Genomic DNA, 19,754 nt, shown 5'->3' with positions numbered 1-19,754 from the left:
TGATCAATTTTTAATTAATATACTGCATGGTACACTAATTGTGAATCCTGTAAAAAGTAAATGACCGATTCTTTTTTTTCTGGAATATATTGTGCAAATCACTGTAGGACGCCCGAAAGATCTTGAAAAAAGACAGCAGATTTTACAGGCTGCCAAAGACCTGTTTTTAAGATGCGGCTATCACGGTTCCAGCATGAACCAGATTGCTAAAGAAGCCCGTGTGACCAAACTGACGGTTTATAACCATTTTCAGGACAAAGAAAACCTGTTCTGCTGTGCGATTGCAGAAACCTGTGAAGAATCCATCAGTGCCCGTAAGTTTCTGCTGAGCCCTGACTGTGACTTTAAAGCTGAACTGTCCAAAGCCTGTCAGCTTGCACTGGATGTGATTTATTTACCTGAAGCCATTAAACTGGACATTTTACTGGTGGAACTGGCTGCAGAAAAAAGCCCGCTCGCTCAGCGTTTTTATGATGCCTCACATCTGCGCATGTGCCGTGTGTGGGAAGACCTGTTCAGCCAGGCGATTGAGCTTGGATTTATTTCTGAAGATGATGTGCTGAAACAGACTCAGCTGATCCTTTCACTGTTACTGGGAATGCGCCACCACGAAGTTCTGCTGGGCATTGCCACTGCACCTACGGCACAGGAAAAACAGCAGATCATTACGGAAAGCATTGAGCTGTTTATGCTGAAATATCACGTTTAAAAAATAAACAGGACTGAACGGTTAAGACTCAGTCCTGTTTTTTAAATATCAGCCCTGCCCATTTAAAACAGAGCTTAACAATCATTCAAATCAGGCAAAAATACCTTTCACTTTCTGCAATGACTGGGTAATAGAGGCAGTCCACTGGTTAGGCAGAGAACATTTTGCTAAACGCACCCAGACACTCCAGAACTGCTGAAAGAAGTTGGCTTCGTTATAATTGATGCCATATTCAGCGCACAGTGCCTTAATTTTGGGTGCGACTTCTGCATAGCGGTTTGCAGGCATATCTGGAAATAAATGATGCTCAATCTGATGGCTTAAATTACCACTTAAAATATGCAGCCATTCTGCGCCGCTAAAGTTACTTGAACCTCGGATCTGACGTAAATACCACTCTGCACGGCTTTCATTTTCAGTATTGTCCGCCTCAAAAGTTTCAGCATCTTCGGTAAAATGACCATTAAAAATAACCGCTGAAGCCCATAAACTGCGGATGATATTGGCAATGGCATTTCCTGCTAAAACAGGCAGTGCATTCGGTCCTGCAATCACCGGAAAAAATACATAATCTTTGAGTATCTGACGGCGGGCTTTTTTACGGAATTTGGTTGCATCTGCCCAGACCTGTTTCCAGGTTTTGGTTTTATAGACAGCAGCGTCTTCAAGATGCAGATTCTGCACCCCGACATACCACTCGAAAAACACCATCAACTGAATCGCTAGAGGAATATTCAGCAGAAAACGTGGCTCCCATTTCTGTGACTCACTGACACGCAGTAGGCCATAGCCAACATCATGATCTTTACCGACAATATTGGTATAGGTGTGATGGATATAGTTATGGGTATATTTCCAGTCATCACCAGTTGCCATCGTGTCCCAGTCATAGCTGGCGCCATTCAGGCTCGGATCATTCAGCCAGTCAAACTGACCATGCATAACATTATGACCCAGTTCCATATTTTCCACGATTTTGGAAATCCCGAGTAAACCTGTACCGATCACCCACACCGGTGGAATCCAGCCTCCGAACATCAGCATACCGCGTGAAGCAATCTCACTGTAACGTACAAAATTACGGATTTTATAAATATATTTCGCATCCTGTTCACCAATGTTCTCCATCACTTCACGACGGATTTCATCGACACGGCGACCAAATTCAGCCACCTGTTCAGGGTTCAGATGCTTTGATTTCGAGTTCGGAAAACTGACTGACATATTCATATTTTTTCTCCTGAGTGCTGTTGTTTTCAGTCACTCTGCAAATTCTGGATGCAACTGTCCTGAACCGGATAAATTCCCAGTTTCTGAATTGCATATTTTTTAAATCGGTTAAATATCTGGACTGATCTTGTTCAATCTACAGATTAATGGTGACCGGACTGACCGCCTGGCTGATGCACAGCTTGATCTGGGTATTGGCATCATGACTGATTTCACCGGTCAGCATATTTTTGGTTGAACCACTGACTTTGGTACAGGTACAGGTGTTGCACATGCCCATACGGCAACCATGAGTCGGTCTTAAACCTGCCTGTTCTGCGCTTTCCAGCAGACTGCCTTTTGCACTGAATTCCTGCTGTGCTCTTAAAAAAGTCACAGACTGTGTCTCCAGACTTTCATCAGCGGTCATCTGAAAATATTCCTGCTTCAGCTGCGAAGAAATTCCCTGTGCTGCAAAAATTTCTTTCAGGCTCTGCATCATGGACTGAGCACCACAGGCATAGGTCAACCCTTGCTGATAATCAGGAACCAGCCGTTCCAGTAAAGCCAGATCCAGATGCTGTTTATGCTGTGCTGTATTTACGGCATGAAACTGAAAATTCAGATGCTGCTGAAACAGCATTTCCAGTTCGGACTGAAATGCCTGATCACGACTGAAGTAAATCAGGTCAATATGACGTTCAGGCGTCTTTAATGCTTCCATTAACAGTGAATAAATCGCCGTAATCCCGCTGCCCGATGCAATCAACAGCAGTGGCGTTACTGTATCCTGAAGGACAAACTCACCCTGAGGCTGAGACAGTTCTACAAGACTGCCTGCATTCAGACGGGTTAAATGCTCAGACACCATGCCCTGACGTTTTACGCCCAGTAAAATGTCGCCGTTTGACAACAGGCGGATGACTGAATAACTGCGCTGCTGACGCACACCTGCAATCTCCACAGTCACCAGCACACTTTGTCCTGCTTTAAACTGCTGATGCTTAAAATTGCGGTTCGGTCGCAACTGAATCTGATAAAAATCATGGCTCAGGGTGCGGCTTTTCACCACACTGGCTTTGACTTTTTTCCATGCCCATAACGGATTGATCTTTGCAGCGATAAAATCGACAAAGTCTTCCCGAACCCACTCAGGACTGTATTCAACTGTACTACTCATTTTGCGTTCCTCTTTGTGCTTGCTATTTATTGAGTGAACAAATGTTCTTTTAGTGAACATGTGTACACTATACGCAAAATCCATATTCAGTCAACACCTGTACACTGACATTCGTCGTTTAATTTTGATAAATATTTGATAGACTCATGGCACTTTATTTTTCTCAGGTTCAACAATGTCGATTCGTGATGAACGCAAACAGCAAAGTCGTCAGGCTTTACTTGATGCTGCTTTAACTTTAAGCACATCAGGTCGTTCATTTTCGAGTATCAGCCTGCGTGAAGTTGCCCGCGAAGTCGGACTTGTACCTACGGCTTTTTATCGGCATTTCCAGGATATGGATGAACTGGGCAAGGAACTGGTCGATCAGGTTGCGCTTTATCTGAAAAATGTCATGCATCAGCTGGGACAGGGAATGGCACTGCCTGAAGCAAAAACCAGATCCAGTATGGAGCTGTTTTTTGGCACCGTGGACAGTAACCCGCATCAGTGGATTTTCATGATTGCAGAACGCTGGGGTGGTTCCGAAGTTGTGCGCCATGCGATCGCCCGTGAAATTGACTTTCTGATGGACGATCTGATCAACAGTCTGAAAAAGTTTGAAATTGTGCAGCAGCTGCATGATGAAAATGATCTGAAAGTCCTGTCCAATATTCTGATTAACCTGTCTTTTACCTGGGCAATGTCCTGGCTCAGTCTGAGCCGTCAGTACAGTGGTCTGGAACTGGAACTGCGTAAAGCCGTTGTCAAAAAACAGGCCATCACTCAGGTCAAACTGATCTTCAGAGGCGTTTCAGGCATGCAGGTGAAAAGTTCAGACTGAACTTCTCCATATTACAGACATAAAAAAACCGCAGTTGATGCGGTTTTTTTACAGCACTCAGGACTTATTTTGCCTGACGCTCTTTTTCCACCAGGTAAGTGACGACTTCAGTAACTTTTGCATCTTCGCCCTGAACCACGTATTTACCGTTCACCACCACAGCTGGAACACCCGTCAGCTGATACTGTTTGGACAGCTGGTTCGCCTGTGACACTTTGGATGTAATGGCAAAAGAGTTGAATATACTGTTGAATTTAGCTTCAGGAATGCCGTATTTCGTAAAGAATTTTGCCTGAGATGCCTGATCAAAAATCTGCTGTCCCTGAACATGAATGGCATTAAGCAGTGGAATATGGGTTTTCTTGCGGACACCCAGCGCCTCAGAAACATAATAACCACGTGCGCCCTGTTCCCATACAGGATTCATTGCCGCAGGAGTACGTACAAAATATACGTCTTTTGGCATTTTTTTCAGCCATGCCTGCATATGCGGTTCAAGTTTGAAACAATGCGGACACCCGTACCAGAAGAACTCACGTACTTCAATTTTACCTGGCAGTTCTGACTTCCCCGGATTGGCAATCACCGTGTAATCCTTACCCGCTTCAAAACTGGCTGCCATCGCGCTGCCAGAAAATGCAATCACTGCTGTGGCAAGACTGCCCAAAAGGAATTTTTTCATTGACCTTGTCTGTCCTCTTCATCGTTATGATTAGCTTATTCGAACACTATAAAACATTTACACTGATTTCGTTTTCATTCTGTGAACTTTTTTACGGGTTTTATCGCTTTTTCCAGAATAATCGCTACACTAGCATCGCATAGACCTTTTTAAATTCTAATGACTTGATCGAGGTGACCCCCATGTCGCAACTGAATGTTGATCCGCAGGAAATTGCAAAATTTGAAGCCTTTGCGGCCATCTGGTGGGATCAGCATTCCGAGTTCAGACCTCTGCACCAGATCAACCCGCTGCGCCTGAACTGGATTGATGAATTTTCCGGTGGCATTCAGGGTAAAAAAGTCCTCGATGTCGGCTGTGGTGGCGGTATTCTGTCGGAAAGCATGGCACGTCGTGGTGCAACTGTTCTGGGGATTGATATGGGTGAAGCACCTCTGAATGTCGCCCGTATTCATGCGGAACAGGAAGGTGTGGCAAATATTGAGTACCGTCAGATTCCTGTGGAACAGCTCGCTGAAGAACAGCCGGGACAGTACGATGTTGTGACCTGTATGGAAATGCTGGAACATGTACCGAACCCTGCCTCGATTATTCAAGCCTGCCATAAACTGGTAAAACCAGGCGGTCATGTATTCTTTTCCACGATCAACCGCAATCCTAAGTCCTATCTGTTTGCCATCATTGGTGCTGAATATGTACTGCGCATGCTGGCTAAAGGTACACATGACTATCATAAATTCATTAAACCATCAGAACTGGCACATGATATCCGTGGTGCAGGACTGCAACTGAAAAATATGACCGGTCTGCATTTCAACCCGATTACTAAACACTACTGGCTTGCGCCAAATGTCGATGTCAATTACATGGTTCACACCACAAAAGCAGGTGAAGCATGAAAGCCGTTCTGTTTGATCTGGATGGAACACTGATTGATACCGCAGCTGATTTTATCCGTATCATCCAGGAAATGTGCCGTCAGGAAGGCAAAGCTGTGGTGGATGCTGAGCTGATCCGTACTCAGGTGTCCGAAGGCGCACGTGCAATGGTCAAACTGGTCTACCCTGAACTTGAGGTTGAAGATCCTGTGTTCCTGGCGCACCGTCAGCGTTTTCTGAATCTGTATGGTCAGGATATTGCGGTGGATACCGACCTGTTTACAGGCATGTATCCTTTGCTTGAAACACTGGAACAGCATCAGATTCCCTGGGGGATTGTGACCAATAAACCCCGTGCTCTGAGTGAATCTCTGCTGGAAGCCCTGAACCTGACTGAACGCTGTGCTGTATTGGTCTGTCCAGAAGATGTCAGCAGAACCAAACCTGACCCTGAGCCGATGTACCTGGCAGCAGAACAGATTCAGATCATAGCCAAAGACTGTATCTATGTCGGTGATCATCCACGTGACATTGATGCAGGACGCAATGCAGGGATGTATACCATTCTGGCTGCTTACGGTTATTTACCATTAGCGCACAAAGATGATCTGAACGCATGGCAGGCGGACTGTATAGTCAACGATGTCGCTGAACTGCAACAGATCATTTATAAACTGGTGGATATTCAGCCGGCTTCAGCGTAATTTAGTGAAATGCAAACATTATAAAAACTGAAGGAGGTCTCCCATGAAATACTCAGAATACCAGCCTCGTCCTGATCTGCTGAAGGATAAAATTATCCTGATTACCGGTGCCGGTGACGGGATTGGTCGTGCAGCAGCACTCAGCTATGCCCTGCATGGCGCAACTGTTGTTCTGCATGGCCGTACACTCAATAAACTTGAAGTTATTTATGATGAAATTGAGGCTTTAGGTGCGCCTCAGCCTGCAATTTTACCTTTACAGCTGTCCACAGCAACATCGCATGACTATGAACTGCTGGTCAGTACCCTGGAACAGCAGTTTGGCCGTCTGGACGGGATTCTGCACAATGCTGGCATACTCGGTGAACGTGTAGAACTGGCACATTATCCAGAGGAAGTCTGGGATGATGTCATGGCAGTCAATCTTCGTGCACCCTTTGTCCTGACTCAGGAGCTGCTGCCTTTACTGCAGAAATCAGAGCATGCGTCTGTGGTCTTTGCGAGCTCAGGCGTTGGACGCGAAGCACGTGCCCTCTGGGGTGCTTACTCGGTCTCAAAAATTGCCATTGAAGCGGTCAGCCAGATTTTTGCCAAAGAAAATACATATTCCAATATCCGCTACAACTGCATTAACCCAGGTGGAACACGGACTGCGATGCGTGCCAAGGCTTATCCTGAAGAAGATCCAAAAACACTGCCGACACCTGAAGCCATCATGCCTGCCTATTTATATCTGATGGGCGAAGACAGCCGTCATTTAAATGGTGAAAGTATTGATGCACAGGACTGATGCAGTCTGAAACATTCAAAAATGGAGGTTTTGATTCCTCCATTTTTTATATCTGAACAATAGTCTATACAGCGCCTTAAAACAGTTGAATCTGTTTCTGATTCACTTATATTGGACGGCATTCATTCTTCCATTCAAACATCGGGGTTTATATGTCTGATTTTAGCAATATTACAGTGACTGAAAATGAGGATGGTCAACTGAGCCTGTCCGTTGCCGGAAAACCCATTTCTGAAAAATATGGCGTGACCTTTGAGCCTGGTATTGTTGACGAACTGAAAGCCCTGGTATCCGGTCAAAGCCTGAAACTGTTTGATCAGTTTATCTTTTCACATACCGATCTGAATTTTGAACACAGCTACCGCTACGTCACCAGCATGATCAGAGAAGAAGATGAGAACTACAGGGTAGCCACCAGTTTTGTTTACCGCATCACCGCTGAATCTCAGGAACCTTTTGAGCATGTCATTACCCGTCAGGGACAACCGATGTCACCTCAGGATATCCATGAGTTTATCCAGGCACATATGTTAAAGTCACTGAACGATTATACGGACCTTGCATACGCCTATTGATTCAGACCTGCTGATCAGGGCAAATCCTGCCCTGATTAATCACACCCGTTTTATAAATCGCATTTTCAAATCAATTACATAATATTATTCGGTTTTACAGTTTACATATTCTTTCCTATGCTTGTTTTCAGAGTCCTCTGCACAGCCACTGAGAAGCAAAATGAAAGATCCTGTCCGCAAATCTGATGCGATCCGCTCCATCAAAAACCTTCAGCTGTCTGACAGTTTAATTGTCGCAATGGATGATGCCCATCAGGCACAATGCGTGATTGAAGCGCTTGATTCTTTAAAAGATCTGATTGAACACTGGAACTGAAACAGCTTTCAGAATGCCCTTCTGAACAGCTACCCTGAGAAAAAGACAAAAGCTGGAATTTAAACAGAAGAAACTGCTATTCTGTGAATTGTTTCGCAATAAGTGGGATTTTCATTTTTAATGCTTTCACGCATAATATCCTGACTATATCCGCTTTTTTTAAAAAATTACTGATTTATCTTCACAGTTTCTCTGCATTTTTTGCGTACAGTAGATCCAGTAAACAAACGGTCCTATGAGGGTTCAACATGAAAAAGATTTTGGCTGCTTTAGCTATTTCTTTAAGTGCATTGACTGCAAGCAGCCTGACCTCTGCTGCGCCTCACTTTGATGATGACAGTTATGACAATCCACGCGGTTTCAGTAAAGGCCGTGACTATCGCAATTCAGATGATGATGACGATATTCAGGGTAAACGCCGTATGCGTGAAGAACGTGGTGTCCGTCGACTGCAGCAGCACAAATGGCAAACAGGTTATGTCATGCCTCAGCACTATCGTGGCAATGGCTATAAAGTGGAATTCAAAAATCATAATCTCCCAAAACCAGGGCGGAACCAGCAATGGTATAAAATCAATAATGATTACATTCTGGTGGATTCAGATTCCAACAGCATTGTCCGTATTCAGGGCATGTAAATAAATGCGTCATTAAGACCTGGATTTTTCCAGGTTTTTTTATGCGCTGTTTTTATACCGAAAAGTTAATTGCTGATGTTTAAAGCCTTTATTTTCACCACTTCTCCGTTATTTCTTCATGAAGTTCACAATTGCACTATAGTTCCGTCATTCTTTATCTCCACTTGAACGCTATGTTTAAGTTATCGAAATACAGTTCTTTACTGTGGTGAAAAAAATGAAAAAGTTAATTTCAGTACTGGCGCTTTCCCTGGGTGTTCTTTCTGCAACTTCAGCGATGGCTGGTTCTCAGTACAGCCATTATGATGAGCATCGCTATCATTCACAGGACAGTCACCGCTGGAACAATAATCAATGGAATGACCGTTATCAGCAGCAGAAACGGGTCAACCCAAGCCGTGACTGGCGTGCTGGACAGAAATTTCCCCGTGCTTTTGACAATAACCGATATGAAATCAGTCACCGCGATTCAAACCGTTTAAACCGACCCGGACGTTATCAGCAATGGTACAAAATCAATGGTGACTATGTACTGGTCAATGAACGCAGCAACCGGATCATCCGTATTGTAGGCTGATCATTGCTTTCCCTTTCAGACACCTGAACCCGTTTCAGGTGTTTTTTTATATTCGCTGTTCCACTCACATCATTTTGAATTAGAATCATCTTAAGAAAATATCTCTGATTCAGATCCGTCATGCACAATTATCCGGCAGAAACATCCCAAAGTACCACCCAGCAGTACGTGCACTGGTTCCGACATTCGGCACCCTACATCAATGCACACCGCGGGAAAACCTTTGTCCTGATGTTTGGTGGGGAAGCTGTACAGCATGAAAATTTTCAGCACATTATTCATGATATCGCGCTGTTGCACTCACTCGGTATCCGCCTGATTCTGGTTCACGGCGCACGTCCTCAGATCAATGAAAACCTCAAAGAAAAACAGATTAAAAGCCCGATCCATATCAACCGTCGTGTAACAACACGCGAAGCTCTGGGCTGTGTGATGAATGCTGTCGGCTCCATACGTCTACAGATTGAAGCCCTGCTGTCGATGGGGCTTGCCAATTCACCGATGTTTGGCGCACGTATCGATGTAATATCAGGCAATTTTATTACTGCCAAACCTTTTGGTATTCGTGATGGGGTGGATTTTCAACTGACCGGTGAGGTTCGCAGTGTGGATACTGCTGCGGTTCAACGGCATCTGGACAACCATAATATTGTGCTGCTTGGACCCACCGGATATTCAACAACCGGTGAGGTGTTCAACTTACTTGCAGAAGAAGTTGCGACCAAAACAGCAATTCAGATTCAGGCGGATAAACTGATTTTCCTGGGCAACCAGCAAGGACTGTTTGATGAACATGGTCATTTACTGCGGGAAATCACACCACATCAGCTTGATCAGCACATTGCCAAGTTTCAGGATTCCAATTTTGAAATTGCCCTGCATCTGCACAACGCCAAAGAAGCCTCATTAAATGGTGTTCATCGGGTGCATCTACTGTCCTATGCACATGATGGTGCACTGATTGAAGAACTGCTGACCCGTGACGGACACGGCACCATGATTACCGATGCACATTATGAAGAAGTCCGTATGGCAGGTATTCAGGATGTCGGCGGTCTGATCAATCTGTTGCGCCCGCTCGAGGAAGAAGGGATTCTGGTTTACCGCTCCAGGGAACGCCTTGAAAGTGAAATTGAACAGTTTGCGGTCATTGAACGGGACGGAACCATTCTGGCCTGTGCCGCACTGTATCCTTTACCGGTTACAGGGAATGAACTGAAGTCTGCCGAGATTGCCTGTGTAGCCGTTCATCCTGGTTATCGTAAATCCAACCGTGGCAGCCAGATTCTGCATTACCTGGAAGAAAAAGCCCGCAGCCGGGGTATTCAACAGCTTTTCATTCTGACCACACGCACAGCACACTGGTTTCTGGAACAGGGTTTTGAAAAAGTCTCTGTCGATGATTTACCCGATGCCCGACAGGCGCTTTATAACTATCAGCGCAATTCAATTGTCTGCAAAAAGCCACTCTGATGTGGCTTTTTCATTATTTGTTATATCTTTATTTCTGAAATATTTATCACAAGCACAGATAGCCTGACAGACAGATTCTTAGCTTTTTCTTTTATAAGCATATCCGCACTTTAAAAATCATTAAATTCCCATTGAAAAACAATCAGCTGAATCATTGTAAATTTATAATTTATGTATTTATAAAATCATTTTTCTGCATAAGCTCTGCATATTTTTATTTATATTTTTTTTAGATTTTAAATCCCTGATTATTTATTTTTTTAGAAATAGATATTTCTTTAGCGTATGCCTGATCAAACATTCTAATTTTTTTCAGGAGTACAGCTCATGTCACATCAACCTGCATTTTTTCAGACCAGAATACTGCTTCTGACTGCTCTCAGTGCAGGAATGATGTTTATCTCAGGCTGTGCTCAACAGAAAAAAGAACAGACCACCCTGAATATCGGGTTTCAGAAATACGGTGTGCTTCCTATTGTAAAAGCACGTGGTGTCCTCGAAACCGCACTGAAAAACCAGGGTGTGCAGGTGAAATGGGTTGAGTTTCCAGCCGGTCCCCAACTGCTCGAAGGTCTGAATGTCGGCAGCGTATCCTTCGGTGAAGTCGGTGAAGCGCCTCCTGTTTTTGCACAGGTTGCCAACCCTGACCTGGTGTATATCGCCAATCAGCCTGGTGCTCCGCTTGCTGAAGCATTGATTGTTCCTCATCACTCTGCCATCAGAACGGTTAAAGATTTAAAAGGCAAACGGGTGGTGCTGAATAAAGGTTCCAATGTTCACTACCTGCTGCTGAAAGTCCTTGAGTCCAATGGTCTGGCACTGAACGATATTGAGGTGGTGTATTTGCCTCCTTCGGATGCCAGAGCCGCTTTTGAAAAAGGTGCGGTGGATGCCTGGGTCATCTGGGACCCGTTCTATGCCGCAGCAGAACAGCAGCTCAATGCCCGGACCATTGCCACAGGTCAGAACCTGGTCAAAAACCATCAGTTTTATCTGGCTGACCGCAAGTTTGCTGAACAATATCCTGATGTCCTGAAAACCGTGGTCAATGAACTGAATACAACCACCCAATGGGTATCTCAGCATCAGCCTGAAGCCGTAAAGCTGCTGGAAAAACCCACAGGCTTACCAACTGATGTATTAAAAACATCCATCGCCCGCATGAGTTTCGGTGTCAGCCCAATTTCTGGCGAGGTTGCCAAAGAACAACAATACGTTGCTGATGCTTTTTATCAGCAAAAACTGATCCCCAATAAAATCAATATTCAGGCAGCTGTTTTAGCGGACAGTTCGTCCCGTTAAGCACGCCATACAGAGGAAAATTCAATGACTCAGTCTACTGCACAGTTTCAGATCACTTCATGGTTAAAAAGCGTGTCTCATGGCATCTCTGCCATGGCAGTCTGCTGTGCAATGCTGGGAGCTTCCTCTGCCTGGGCGGTTGATCCCAGCGTCAAGGAATTGCGTATCGGTTTTCAAAAAAGTGCCATTAACTTTGCCATTGTGAAGCAACAGAAACTCTATGAAAAAGAATTTCCTAATGCAAAAATCACATGGAATGAGTTTCCTGCAGGTCCGCAGATTTTAGAAGCTCTCGCGGTTGGTTCACTCGATATTGGTGTCACAGGTGACACTCCTCCTGTTTATGCACAGGCTGCGAAAAAACCACTGTATTACATTGCCTACGAAGCAGCTAAACCGCTTGCTTCCGCCATACTTGTACCTGAAGGCTCAACCCTGACTCAGCTCAGTCAGCTCAAAGGAAAGCGTATTGCGGTACAGAAAGGCTCCAGTGCCCATTACCTGCTGGTCCAGGCTGTCCGTAAAGCAGGTCTGAAATGGACAGATATCCAGCCCATCTGGCTGTCACCTGCCGATGCCCGTGCAGCATTTCAGAAAGGTGCCGTCGATGCCTGGGCTATCTGGGATCCTTATTTTGCCTCTGCACAGCTCGAAGATCAGGCACGGATTCTGGCATCAGGCAAAGGCTTAAGTCCTAACTATACTTTTTATCTGGCATCTCCAGATTTTGTGAAAAAACACCCCAAAGCAGTCAAAGGCATCATTCAGCAGATTAATGCAGCTGACCGCTGGGTACAGAAAAACCGGGTCGAAACCGCACAACTGATTGGCAAAAGTACCGGTCTGAAAAGCAATGTCAGCCAGACCTTTATAGACCGTCGCCCACGCCCTTCAGGTGCAGCACCACTGTCGCCAAAAGTGGTTGCCGATCAGCAGCAGCTCGCAAACAGATTCAGTGAATTAAAAATTATTCCCGGCACCATCAGGATTCAACAAGCTGTCTGGACAGCAAAATAATCTGACATTTTAAATTTAAGGACAATATTCATGAAAATTTTCTGGTTCATTCCCACTCATGGTGACAGTCGATATTTAGGTACCAATAAAGGTGCCCGCCAGGTCGATCATGCCTATATGAAGCAGATTGCAGTGGCAGTAGACAACTTAGGTTATGAAGGCGTGCTGATTCCAACTGGACGCTCCTGTGAAGATCCGTGGATCACAGCAGCCAGCCTGATTGATGCGACAAAAAATTTAAAATTCCTGGTTGCATTACGCCCTGGCGTGACCACACCTGCACTGGCTGCACGTATGGCAGCAACTTTTGACCGTTTATCCAACGGTCGTGTATTGCTGAACCTGGTCACAGGCGGCGATGAAGAAGAACTCAAAGGTGATGGCGTCTATGAAGATCATGCCACACGCTATAAAACGGCAGCAGAATACACCACCATCTGGCGTGAAATTTTAACCCGTTCCCATACAGGTGAACCGTACTCTTTTCACGGTGAACGTCTGAGTGTGGATCATGCGAAACTGCTTTATCCACCTGTTCAGCAACCTTATCCTCCACTCTGGTTTGGCGGTTCTTCTGATGATGCTGTTGAGCTTGCAACGGATCAGGTCGATACCTATTTGACCTGGGGCGAACCTCCTGCTGCGGTTAAAGACAAAATTGAAAATGTCCGTGCCAAAGCGACTGCCAAAGGACGGACTTTAAATTATGGAATCCGTCTGCATGTGATTGTCCGTGAGACAACGGAACAGGCATGGCAGGCAGCTCATGAACTGATCCAGTATGTTGATGATTCAACCATTGCCGCGGCACAGAAAAAGTTTAAGCAGATGGATTCTGTCGGGCAGCGCCGTATGGCTGAACTGCACAATGGTGACCGTTCAAAACTGGAGGTTTCCCCTAACCTGTGGGCAGGTGTTGGACTGGTTCGTGGCGGTGCAGGCACGGCGCTGGTCGGAGATCCTCAAACCGTTGCAGACCGTATTCAGGAATATGCTGAACTGGGCATTGATACTTTTATTTTCTCAGGTTATCCGCACCTGGAAGAATCCATCCGTTTTGCAGAACTGGTATTCCCTCTGCTTCCGCTTGAAACACAGAAAAAACTGACGCAGCCCAATTTAACCGGTCCTTTCGGTGAAATCGTTGCCAATAATTTTGCTCCTGAAGCGGCGAAAGATCCTCAGTCGTTAAAGGAGTCTGCATGAGTGCTTTGACTGAGAAAAAACCTTCTCTCGTTTCACGTGGAACAAAACAGCTGGGGCAGCGTCTGCTGCCCTGGATTGTCCCGATAGGCTTAATCCTGATCTGGCAGATTGCCTCTCGGACAGGATTGCTGGAAAGCCGGATTTTACCGGCTCCAACTGCTGTCGTTTCAGCGTTCTGGACACTGCTGATCAGTGGTGAACTGTGGCAACATGTCAAAGTCAGTGCCGGTCGTGCCTTACTGGGATTACTGGTGGGTGGTGGACTTGGACTGATTTTAGGACTGCTGAATGGTTCATCCAGAATTGCGTCCAATTTACTGGATACAACCTTGCAGATGATTCGGAATATCCCTGCACTGGCGTTAATTCCACTGGTGATCCTTTGGTTCGGTATTGATGAATCCGCAAAGCTGTTTCTGGTCGCTGTAGGCGTGTTTTTCCCTGTTTATATCAATACTTATCATGGCATCCGTTCGGTAGATCCACAACTGATTGAAATGGGTAAAAGTTATGGTCTGAACAGATGGCAGCTGTATAAAGAAATCATTTTACCTGGTGCTATGCCCTCCATACTGGTGGGACTGCGTTTCGCACTTGGACTCGTCTGGGTACTGCTGATTGTGGCTGAAACCATTTCGGCACAGTCCGGCATTGGCTATATGACCATGAATGCACGTGAATTTTTACAGACCGATATCGTTCTGGTCGGTATTTTACTGTATGCCCTGCTGGGCAAACTGGCCGATGTTCTGGCGCAATTCTTAGAAAAATATTTACTGCGCTGGCATGCAGGCTATCAAAAATAGGAGCGTATCATGACCGACTTAAGCATAGGACAATATGCAGATCTACGTATTATCAATGAACCTGAAGTTACACCTGAACCAAAAACAGGCGCAGAAATTTCCATAGAACAGCTGCATAAATTCTATGGTCAGGTCAAAGTACTGGAAGATCTGGATCTCCACATTCAGGCAGGTGAGTTTGTTGCCATTGTTGGACGCAGTGGCTGTGGTAAAAGTACCTTACTCCGTTTAATTGCAGATCTTGAACAGCCCAGCTATGGTGAAATCAAATTCAGATCTTTACTGAATTTCCGTGAAGGAATTACCTCGGATGACATCAGGGTCATGTTCCAGGACCCCCGTCTGCTTCCCTGGAAAAGTATTTTGCACAACACCCAGCTGGGACTGAAAAAACATGATTTTGCCAAAGCTGAGCAACTGCTGGAAAAAGTAGGGCTGAAAGAGAAAGCGGCACTGTGGCCTTCCCAGCTTTCCGGAGGTCAACGGCAGCGTACAGCCCTTGCCCGCGCACTTTCACATACCCCACGCATTTTGTTGCTGGATGAACCTTTAGGTGCACTGGATGCACTGACACGACTTGAAATGCAGAGTCTGATTGAAAGACTATGGCTGGAACAGGGTTTTACCACTATTTTAGTCACACATGATGTCAGTGAAGCCGTTCAGCTGGCTGATCGGGTGATTCTGCTCGATAAAGGTCATATCGCCAGTGAAGTCAGCATTGATCTCCCCCGCCCACGTATTAAAAATGCCGATTTTGCCAGACTGGAACAGCAGATTCTGCATGCCGTTCTTGCGACATAAATCTGTCTCCCTGGAAGCTCTGACAGCGACAGCCATATTCAGAATTCCAGGGGGGATATATTATAATTTGTTAATATGATTTTTTAATTTATTTAAAGACTGAAAAAACACTATTCCACTATTATTTTGATCACATTTTATGATGAATATCATAAACTTTTTGAAATATCTTATAAAATTCTGAACACTCATCCTGGAGTGAAAGTTAAGATTATTTTCCTATTATTCTTTTTTATGCAAAACAGACAGCGAATCTACAGAATTAATTATCAATATTCATCAAATTGCAATTTTAGAGCATGCACAAATCTGATGATTTGCCGTACAATTCAGCTTCCCCCCTTTTCATTGCTTTAAGTGTGCAGATGGAACAAAAGAAGAGTACTCAAAAACGGAATCAGCTGCTGAACGCAGCACTGGATGTATTTTCACTGTATGGATTTACCGGGGCCAGTCTGGATGAGATTGCCCAGATTGCAGAAATGCATAAATCCAATATTTTCTATTATTATGAAAATAAAGAAGCGTTGTATGTTGAAGTTTTAACTACCGTTCTACAGAAATGGTTAGCGCCACTGCAGACACTGGAGTCAGAACTGGAACCAGCTGAAGCGATCACCAATTATCTGTTGACGAAAATTGAAGTGTCGCGTACTCAGCCGAAAGCTTCACGCCTGTTTGCACTTGAGGTGATTCAGGGTGCTCCGCATATTCTGGAGATTCTGAAAGGACCACTGAAAAAACTGGTGAAACGCAAAGCGAAAGTCATCACCATGTGGCAGGAACAGGGAAAAATTTCAGCTGAAATTGATCCTGAACTGCTCATCCTGAATATCTGGGCGATTACTCAGAACTATGCTGACTTCGCTGTTCAGATGGAAATGGTGACAGGAAAAACACTGCGTAACCGCAGTATGCAGCAGCGCATTATTCAGCATACCGTACATATGATGCTGTACGGTATTTTACCTCGCGACGAAAAATAAACTGGCTCAGGCATACGACCATAGAAATCTATGGTCGCCAGAAATTACAGGTCACTTACAGGCTTTGATATAATTTTAATAATTTCTGTGCTCCCAGCAACAGATTCTCTTCCCAGTCGAGATGGGCAGTATCATCTGCACCATCAGTAATATATTTTACGGAAATTAAGCGCACACCGAGTTTTTTACAGACTTTTGCCAGTGCATAACCTTCCATATCCACCAACTGACATGCAACCTTAGGTCTGCCGGTTTCAAAACTGTCACCTGTACCACAGATTCCTTTAGGCAAATCTGCAAAACTGCATTCCAGCGAAATCTCCGCAGGAAAATCAGTATCCATAGGCGTCTCACCCACCTGAAAGCCCAGTGGAGAAACATCCATATCACGCTGCACAAAAGTATGCACTTCCACCAGTTCGTGTGCCTGAAAATGCGTACTGCCTGCTGTACCCAGATTCAGTAATGTTTTACAGCCTGTTTTCTGGATCACTTCAAAGGCTTTAAACGCTGCATTGACTTTACCAATCCCACTGTAATGTACATCTATACCTGCCTGTTCAAACAGACCTTTGGATTCACTGGGCAAAGCCATGATCAGAGCAAAATCAGTTTTCATAACACCGCACACGATTAAATTTGTGCGTTATTAAAAGACAAAAACCGCACTGGTGCAATGTTGCATCGGTGCGGCTGATTGATTCGGTTCAGAGTCCTTTCTGCTCACGTTCCAGCAGGCTTTTCAGACAGGGTGAAAAGAACAGATGCCCCTGATACATTCCTCTCACTGTTTTCGCCATGACCATGACCCACAGCAGCATCAGAATGGCAGCAAAGCCCAGTCCCGTATCCACAATAAACTCAAGCTTCAGCTGATGACCTAAATTAAGAACAGCCAGTGTAAATACACCCAATGGGAAGGTCAGCCCCCACCAGCCCAGGTTAAACGGTAACTCATTCACAGCATGTTTCAGTGTGGTCAGAACCGCTATCGCAAACCACCAGATACCAAAACCCAGCAGGATAAAACTTGCAACGATGCCTGCCTGCTGGAAGAACACACCCAGCTGCTGCATCTGAATAAATGCCAGAACCTGTGGTGCCTGTGCACCTAAAACCAGCAATGCCAATGCCCCTGTTCCAATCGGTCCCAGTGCCAGCCAGCCACTGATGGCCAGTTCTTTACCAGGCAGTTTATGCAAAGCCAGGCGCAACATCAGAATGGTCAGTACCGCAAATGCCGGTAATACAGACATCCCCCACAGCACATAACCTGCAAATAAAATCCCAACCGCTTCCTGCCCCGCAGGTAAATGTACCACCAGTAAACCGCCTGACGTTGCTGCAACCTCACAGGCTACAATCGGCAGTAACCACATCGCTGTCATGGTCTGTAGCTCATGCTGCTGATGGTTGAACATGCAGAACGGTACAATGATGCCAATCGCAACAGCCAGCACAACATCGGTATACCAGAGCACTTGGGCAATCTGAACCGCGACATCACCATACAGAGGCAATCCAAACTTCAGAAAGCCGTTCAGCACCGTTGCGAGTCCCATTGGGATTGTGCCTAAAAACAGTGCCATGCTTGAGTGGGAAAAAATCTGCCGTGCTTCATGAGGATAGATCAACCATCGCAATAAATATAAAATACTGAATACGCTGAACAATACGGTATTGATTTGCCATAACAGGGTCGCAATACGCAGCAGCAGTTCGTGTGCAAATAGAAATTCAGGTAAAATCAATGCCACCACACCTGTCCCCATAGTGACGGTAAACCAGTTTGGCGTAAACTGACGGATCACTTCTCTGGGATGGTGTAACTGATAAAATGGCTTTTGCATGGTTTTTTCCTCAATTCAGCAGATAAATTGATCATACCAATGCCACATAATAAATAAAATTGATTAATATTCATAAAATGAATCAATTTTTCTTATATAAAACTGTAAATCTCATAATTTTCTGAGTAAAAACACAACAACAGGACGAAATTGTGAGAATATGGCAAAATATATCCTTTCAAATTTTATGCTTATTTTGAAATCATGAAGCTGTTACGTCTAAATGCCTTAGCACCGAATTTGCAATTGCCACCGACCGCTGTGACGATCGGCAATTTTGATGGTGTCCATCTTGGGCATCAGGCGATGATTGCCCAGCTGAAAGACATTGCTCAGCAGCAGCATCTAAAAACACTGGTCATGATTTTTGAACCACAGCCCCTGGAATTTTTTAAAGGCTATGAAGCACCACCTCGCATCAGTTCACTCAGAGAAAAAGTAGAATATTTAACTGAACTGGGTGTCGACTATATTGCGATTGCCAAATTTGATAATCAGTTCCGCAGTTTAAGTGCTCAAAGCTTTGCAGATCTGCTTAAATTTAAACTCAATACCAAAAGCCTGGTTTTAGGCGAAGATCATCATTTTGGTAAAGACCGCCAGGGCAACAGCGAATTTTTAAAACAATACGGCTTTAATGTTACCAATTTAAATAATGTGGATTGCGACGGTGAGCGTGTCAGTTCCACCCGTATCCGCCAGGTACTGCAGGCAGGTAATTTAGCCCTTGCTGCAAAATTACTGGGTCGCCCATATAGCATGACGGGTCGTGTACAATATGGCGACCAGATTGGGCGGACGCTGAATTTCCCGACCATTAATGTACGCATGGGACGTCATCGTCCATGTCTCAATGGTATTTATGGCGTGGATGTGGTCTGTGAAACCATGCCATTGACCGACAAAGTCAAAGCAGATAATCCTGCTAAACCGGGCGTTCAGGGTTACCAGGCAAATGCGCTTTATGGTGCAGGTCATGTCGGTACACGCCCAGCCATCAAACAGGAACATCCTGAATGGCGATTAGAAGTACATTTTCCTGATGTTTCTGCTAATCTGTACGGTCTGTTAATGCGGGTCACTTTCCTCGACTATTTACATGGTGAATTAAATTACCCATCTCTTGAAGCGCTACAGGCGGGAATAGATGATGATGTCGAGCGACTGCTTGAGTTTCGTAAAAACACCCCCAAATTTCCTTTTTAAACCAGATTTTTATTGTAAAACGC

The 19,754-nt window shown here is 44.9% G+C and carries 22 protein-coding genes; 17 read left to right on the top strand and 5 right to left on the bottom strand.

The genetic code is table 11. The annotated features are described in order from the left end of the window. Nucleotides 1-91: 91 nt before the first annotated feature. Nucleotides 92-709: a TetR/AcrR family transcriptional regulator gene (locus tag CDG60_RS01015; protein WP_087512924.1), complete on the top strand. Its 618-nt coding sequence runs from the start codon at nt 92-94 to the stop codon at nt 707-709. Nucleotides 710-799: 90 nt separating this feature from the next. Here CDG60_RS01015 and CDG60_RS01010 read toward each other — a convergent pair whose 3' ends face one another. After that, nucleotides 800-1,939 carry a fatty acid desaturase family protein gene (locus CDG60_RS01010; RefSeq protein WP_087512923.1) on the bottom strand — a complete coding sequence of 380 codons (1,140 nt, stop codon included), beginning with the start codon at nt 1,937-1,939 and terminating at the stop codon, nt 800-802. 136 nt (nt 1,940-2,075) lie between these two features. Beyond that, nucleotides 2,076-3,098, bottom strand: coding sequence for a ferredoxin reductase (locus tag CDG60_RS01005; protein ID WP_087512922.1), 1,023 nt, complete (start codon nt 3,096-3,098; stop codon nt 2,076-2,078). Nucleotides 3,099-3,273: 175 nt separating this feature from the next. Between CDG60_RS01005 and CDG60_RS01000 the strand changes: the two genes are divergently transcribed. Then, complete coding sequence (locus tag CDG60_RS01000; protein WP_087512921.1) at nt 3,274-3,921, top strand: TetR family transcriptional regulator; 648 nt, start codon at nt 3,274-3,276, stop codon at nt 3,919-3,921. 64 nt (nt 3,922-3,985) lie between these two features. Here the strand turns inward: CDG60_RS01000 and CDG60_RS00995 are convergent, their stop codons facing one another. Next, nucleotides 3,986-4,603, bottom strand: a complete 618-nt coding sequence (locus CDG60_RS00995; RefSeq protein ID WP_087512920.1) for a thiol:disulfide interchange protein DsbA/DsbL — start codon at nt 4,601-4,603, stop codon at nt 3,986-3,988. 182 nt (nt 4,604-4,785) lie between these two features. On the opposite strand from CDG60_RS00995, the gene ubiG reads away from it, so the two are divergent. The 14 genes from ubiG to CDG60_RS00930 all read left to right on the top strand — a co-directional run bounded on the left by ubiG (nt 4,786) and on the right by CDG60_RS00930 (nt 16,675). Continuing rightward, nucleotides 4,786-5,502, top strand: a complete 717-nt coding sequence (ubiG, locus tag CDG60_RS00990; protein ID WP_087512919.1) for a bifunctional 2-polyprenyl-6-hydroxyphenol methylase/3-demethylubiquinol 3-O-methyltransferase UbiG — start codon at nt 4,786-4,788, stop codon at nt 5,500-5,502. Then, nucleotides 5,499-6,185 carry an HAD family hydrolase gene (locus CDG60_RS00985; protein WP_087512918.1) on the top strand — a complete coding sequence of 229 codons (687 nt, stop codon included), beginning with the start codon at nt 5,499-5,501 and terminating at the stop codon, nt 6,183-6,185. The genes ubiG and CDG60_RS00985 overlap by 4 nt, the downstream gene beginning before the upstream one ends. Before the next feature lie 43 nt (nt 6,186-6,228). Next, nucleotides 6,229-6,975, top strand: coding sequence for a YciK family oxidoreductase (locus CDG60_RS00980; RefSeq protein WP_087512917.1), 747 nt, complete (start codon nt 6,229-6,231; stop codon nt 6,973-6,975). Nucleotides 6,976-7,127: 152 nt separating this feature from the next. Next, nucleotides 7,128-7,550 carry a hypothetical protein gene (locus CDG60_RS00975; protein WP_087512916.1) on the top strand — a complete coding sequence of 141 codons (423 nt, stop codon included), beginning with the start codon at nt 7,128-7,130 and terminating at the stop codon, nt 7,548-7,550. Nucleotides 7,551-7,710: 160 nt separating this feature from the next. Continuing rightward, entirely contained in the window at nt 7,711-7,866 is a 156-nt protein-coding gene (locus CDG60_RS18265) for a hypothetical protein (RefSeq protein ID WP_171405421.1), read from the top strand. 248 nt (nt 7,867-8,114) lie between these two features. Next, nucleotides 8,115-8,504, top strand: a complete 390-nt coding sequence (locus tag CDG60_RS00970; protein WP_087512915.1) for an RcnB family protein — start codon at nt 8,115-8,117, stop codon at nt 8,502-8,504. A gap of 217 nt (nt 8,505-8,721) precedes the next feature. After that, entirely contained in the window at nt 8,722-9,081 is a 360-nt protein-coding gene (locus tag CDG60_RS00965) for an RcnB family protein (RefSeq protein WP_087512914.1), read from the top strand. 120 nt (nt 9,082-9,201) lie between these two features. After that, a complete protein-coding gene (gene argA, locus CDG60_RS00960; protein WP_087512913.1) occupies nt 9,202-10,554 on the top strand; it encodes an amino-acid N-acetyltransferase in 1,353 nt (450 codons plus the stop codon). 327 nt (nt 10,555-10,881) lie between these two features. Then, nucleotides 10,882-11,856: a sulfonate ABC transporter substrate-binding protein gene (locus CDG60_RS00955; RefSeq protein ID WP_087512912.1), complete on the top strand. Its 975-nt coding sequence runs from the start codon at nt 10,882-10,884 to the stop codon at nt 11,854-11,856. Nucleotides 11,857-11,949: 93 nt separating this feature from the next. After that, entirely contained in the window at nt 11,950-12,873 is a 924-nt protein-coding gene (locus CDG60_RS00950; protein ID WP_227542949.1) for a sulfonate ABC transporter substrate-binding protein, read from the top strand. Between the two features lie 30 nt (nt 12,874-12,903). Continuing rightward, nucleotides 12,904-14,079, top strand: a complete 1,176-nt coding sequence (ssuD, locus tag CDG60_RS00945; RefSeq protein WP_087512910.1) for an FMNH2-dependent alkanesulfonate monooxygenase — start codon at nt 12,904-12,906, stop codon at nt 14,077-14,079. After that, complete coding sequence (ssuC, locus tag CDG60_RS00940) at nt 14,076-14,885, top strand: aliphatic sulfonate ABC transporter permease SsuC (protein ID WP_087512909.1); 810 nt, start codon at nt 14,076-14,078, stop codon at nt 14,883-14,885. Before ssuD ends, ssuC begins: the two co-directional genes overlap by 4 nt. A gap of 9 nt (nt 14,886-14,894) precedes the next feature. Then, complete coding sequence (locus CDG60_RS00935; protein ID WP_087512908.1) at nt 14,895-15,689, top strand: ATP-binding cassette domain-containing protein; 795 nt, start codon at nt 14,895-14,897, stop codon at nt 15,687-15,689. A gap of 365 nt (nt 15,690-16,054) precedes the next feature. Next, on the top strand, nt 16,055-16,675 hold the full coding sequence (locus CDG60_RS00930) for a TetR/AcrR family transcriptional regulator (protein WP_087513008.1): 621 nt from the start codon (nt 16,055-16,057) through the stop codon (nt 16,673-16,675). A gap of 55 nt (nt 16,676-16,730) precedes the next feature. On the opposite strand, the gene CDG60_RS00925 is transcribed toward CDG60_RS00930, so the two are convergent. Next, complete coding sequence (locus tag CDG60_RS00925; RefSeq protein WP_087512907.1) at nt 16,731-17,294, bottom strand: 5'-methylthioadenosine/S-adenosylhomocysteine nucleosidase family protein; 564 nt, start codon at nt 17,292-17,294, stop codon at nt 16,731-16,733. A gap of 88 nt (nt 17,295-17,382) precedes the next feature. Further along, nucleotides 17,383-18,525 carry a TDT family transporter gene (locus CDG60_RS00920; protein WP_087512906.1) on the bottom strand — a complete coding sequence of 381 codons (1,143 nt, stop codon included), beginning with the start codon at nt 18,523-18,525 and terminating at the stop codon, nt 17,383-17,385. A 204-nt stretch (nt 18,526-18,729) separates the two neighbouring features. Between CDG60_RS00920 and ribF the strand changes: the two genes are divergently transcribed. Beyond that, nucleotides 18,730-19,731, top strand: coding sequence for a riboflavin biosynthesis protein RibF (gene ribF / locus CDG60_RS00915; protein ID WP_087512905.1), 1,002 nt, complete (start codon nt 18,730-18,732; stop codon nt 19,729-19,731). Nucleotides 19,732-19,754 lie beyond the last annotated feature (23 nt).

The sequence above is a fragment of the Acinetobacter chinensis genome (assembly GCF_002165375.2).
GTDB classification, from domain to species: Bacteria; Pseudomonadota; Gammaproteobacteria; order Pseudomonadales; family Moraxellaceae; genus Acinetobacter; species Acinetobacter chinensis.
This window is presented reverse-complemented; position numbering and strand designations above follow the sequence as displayed.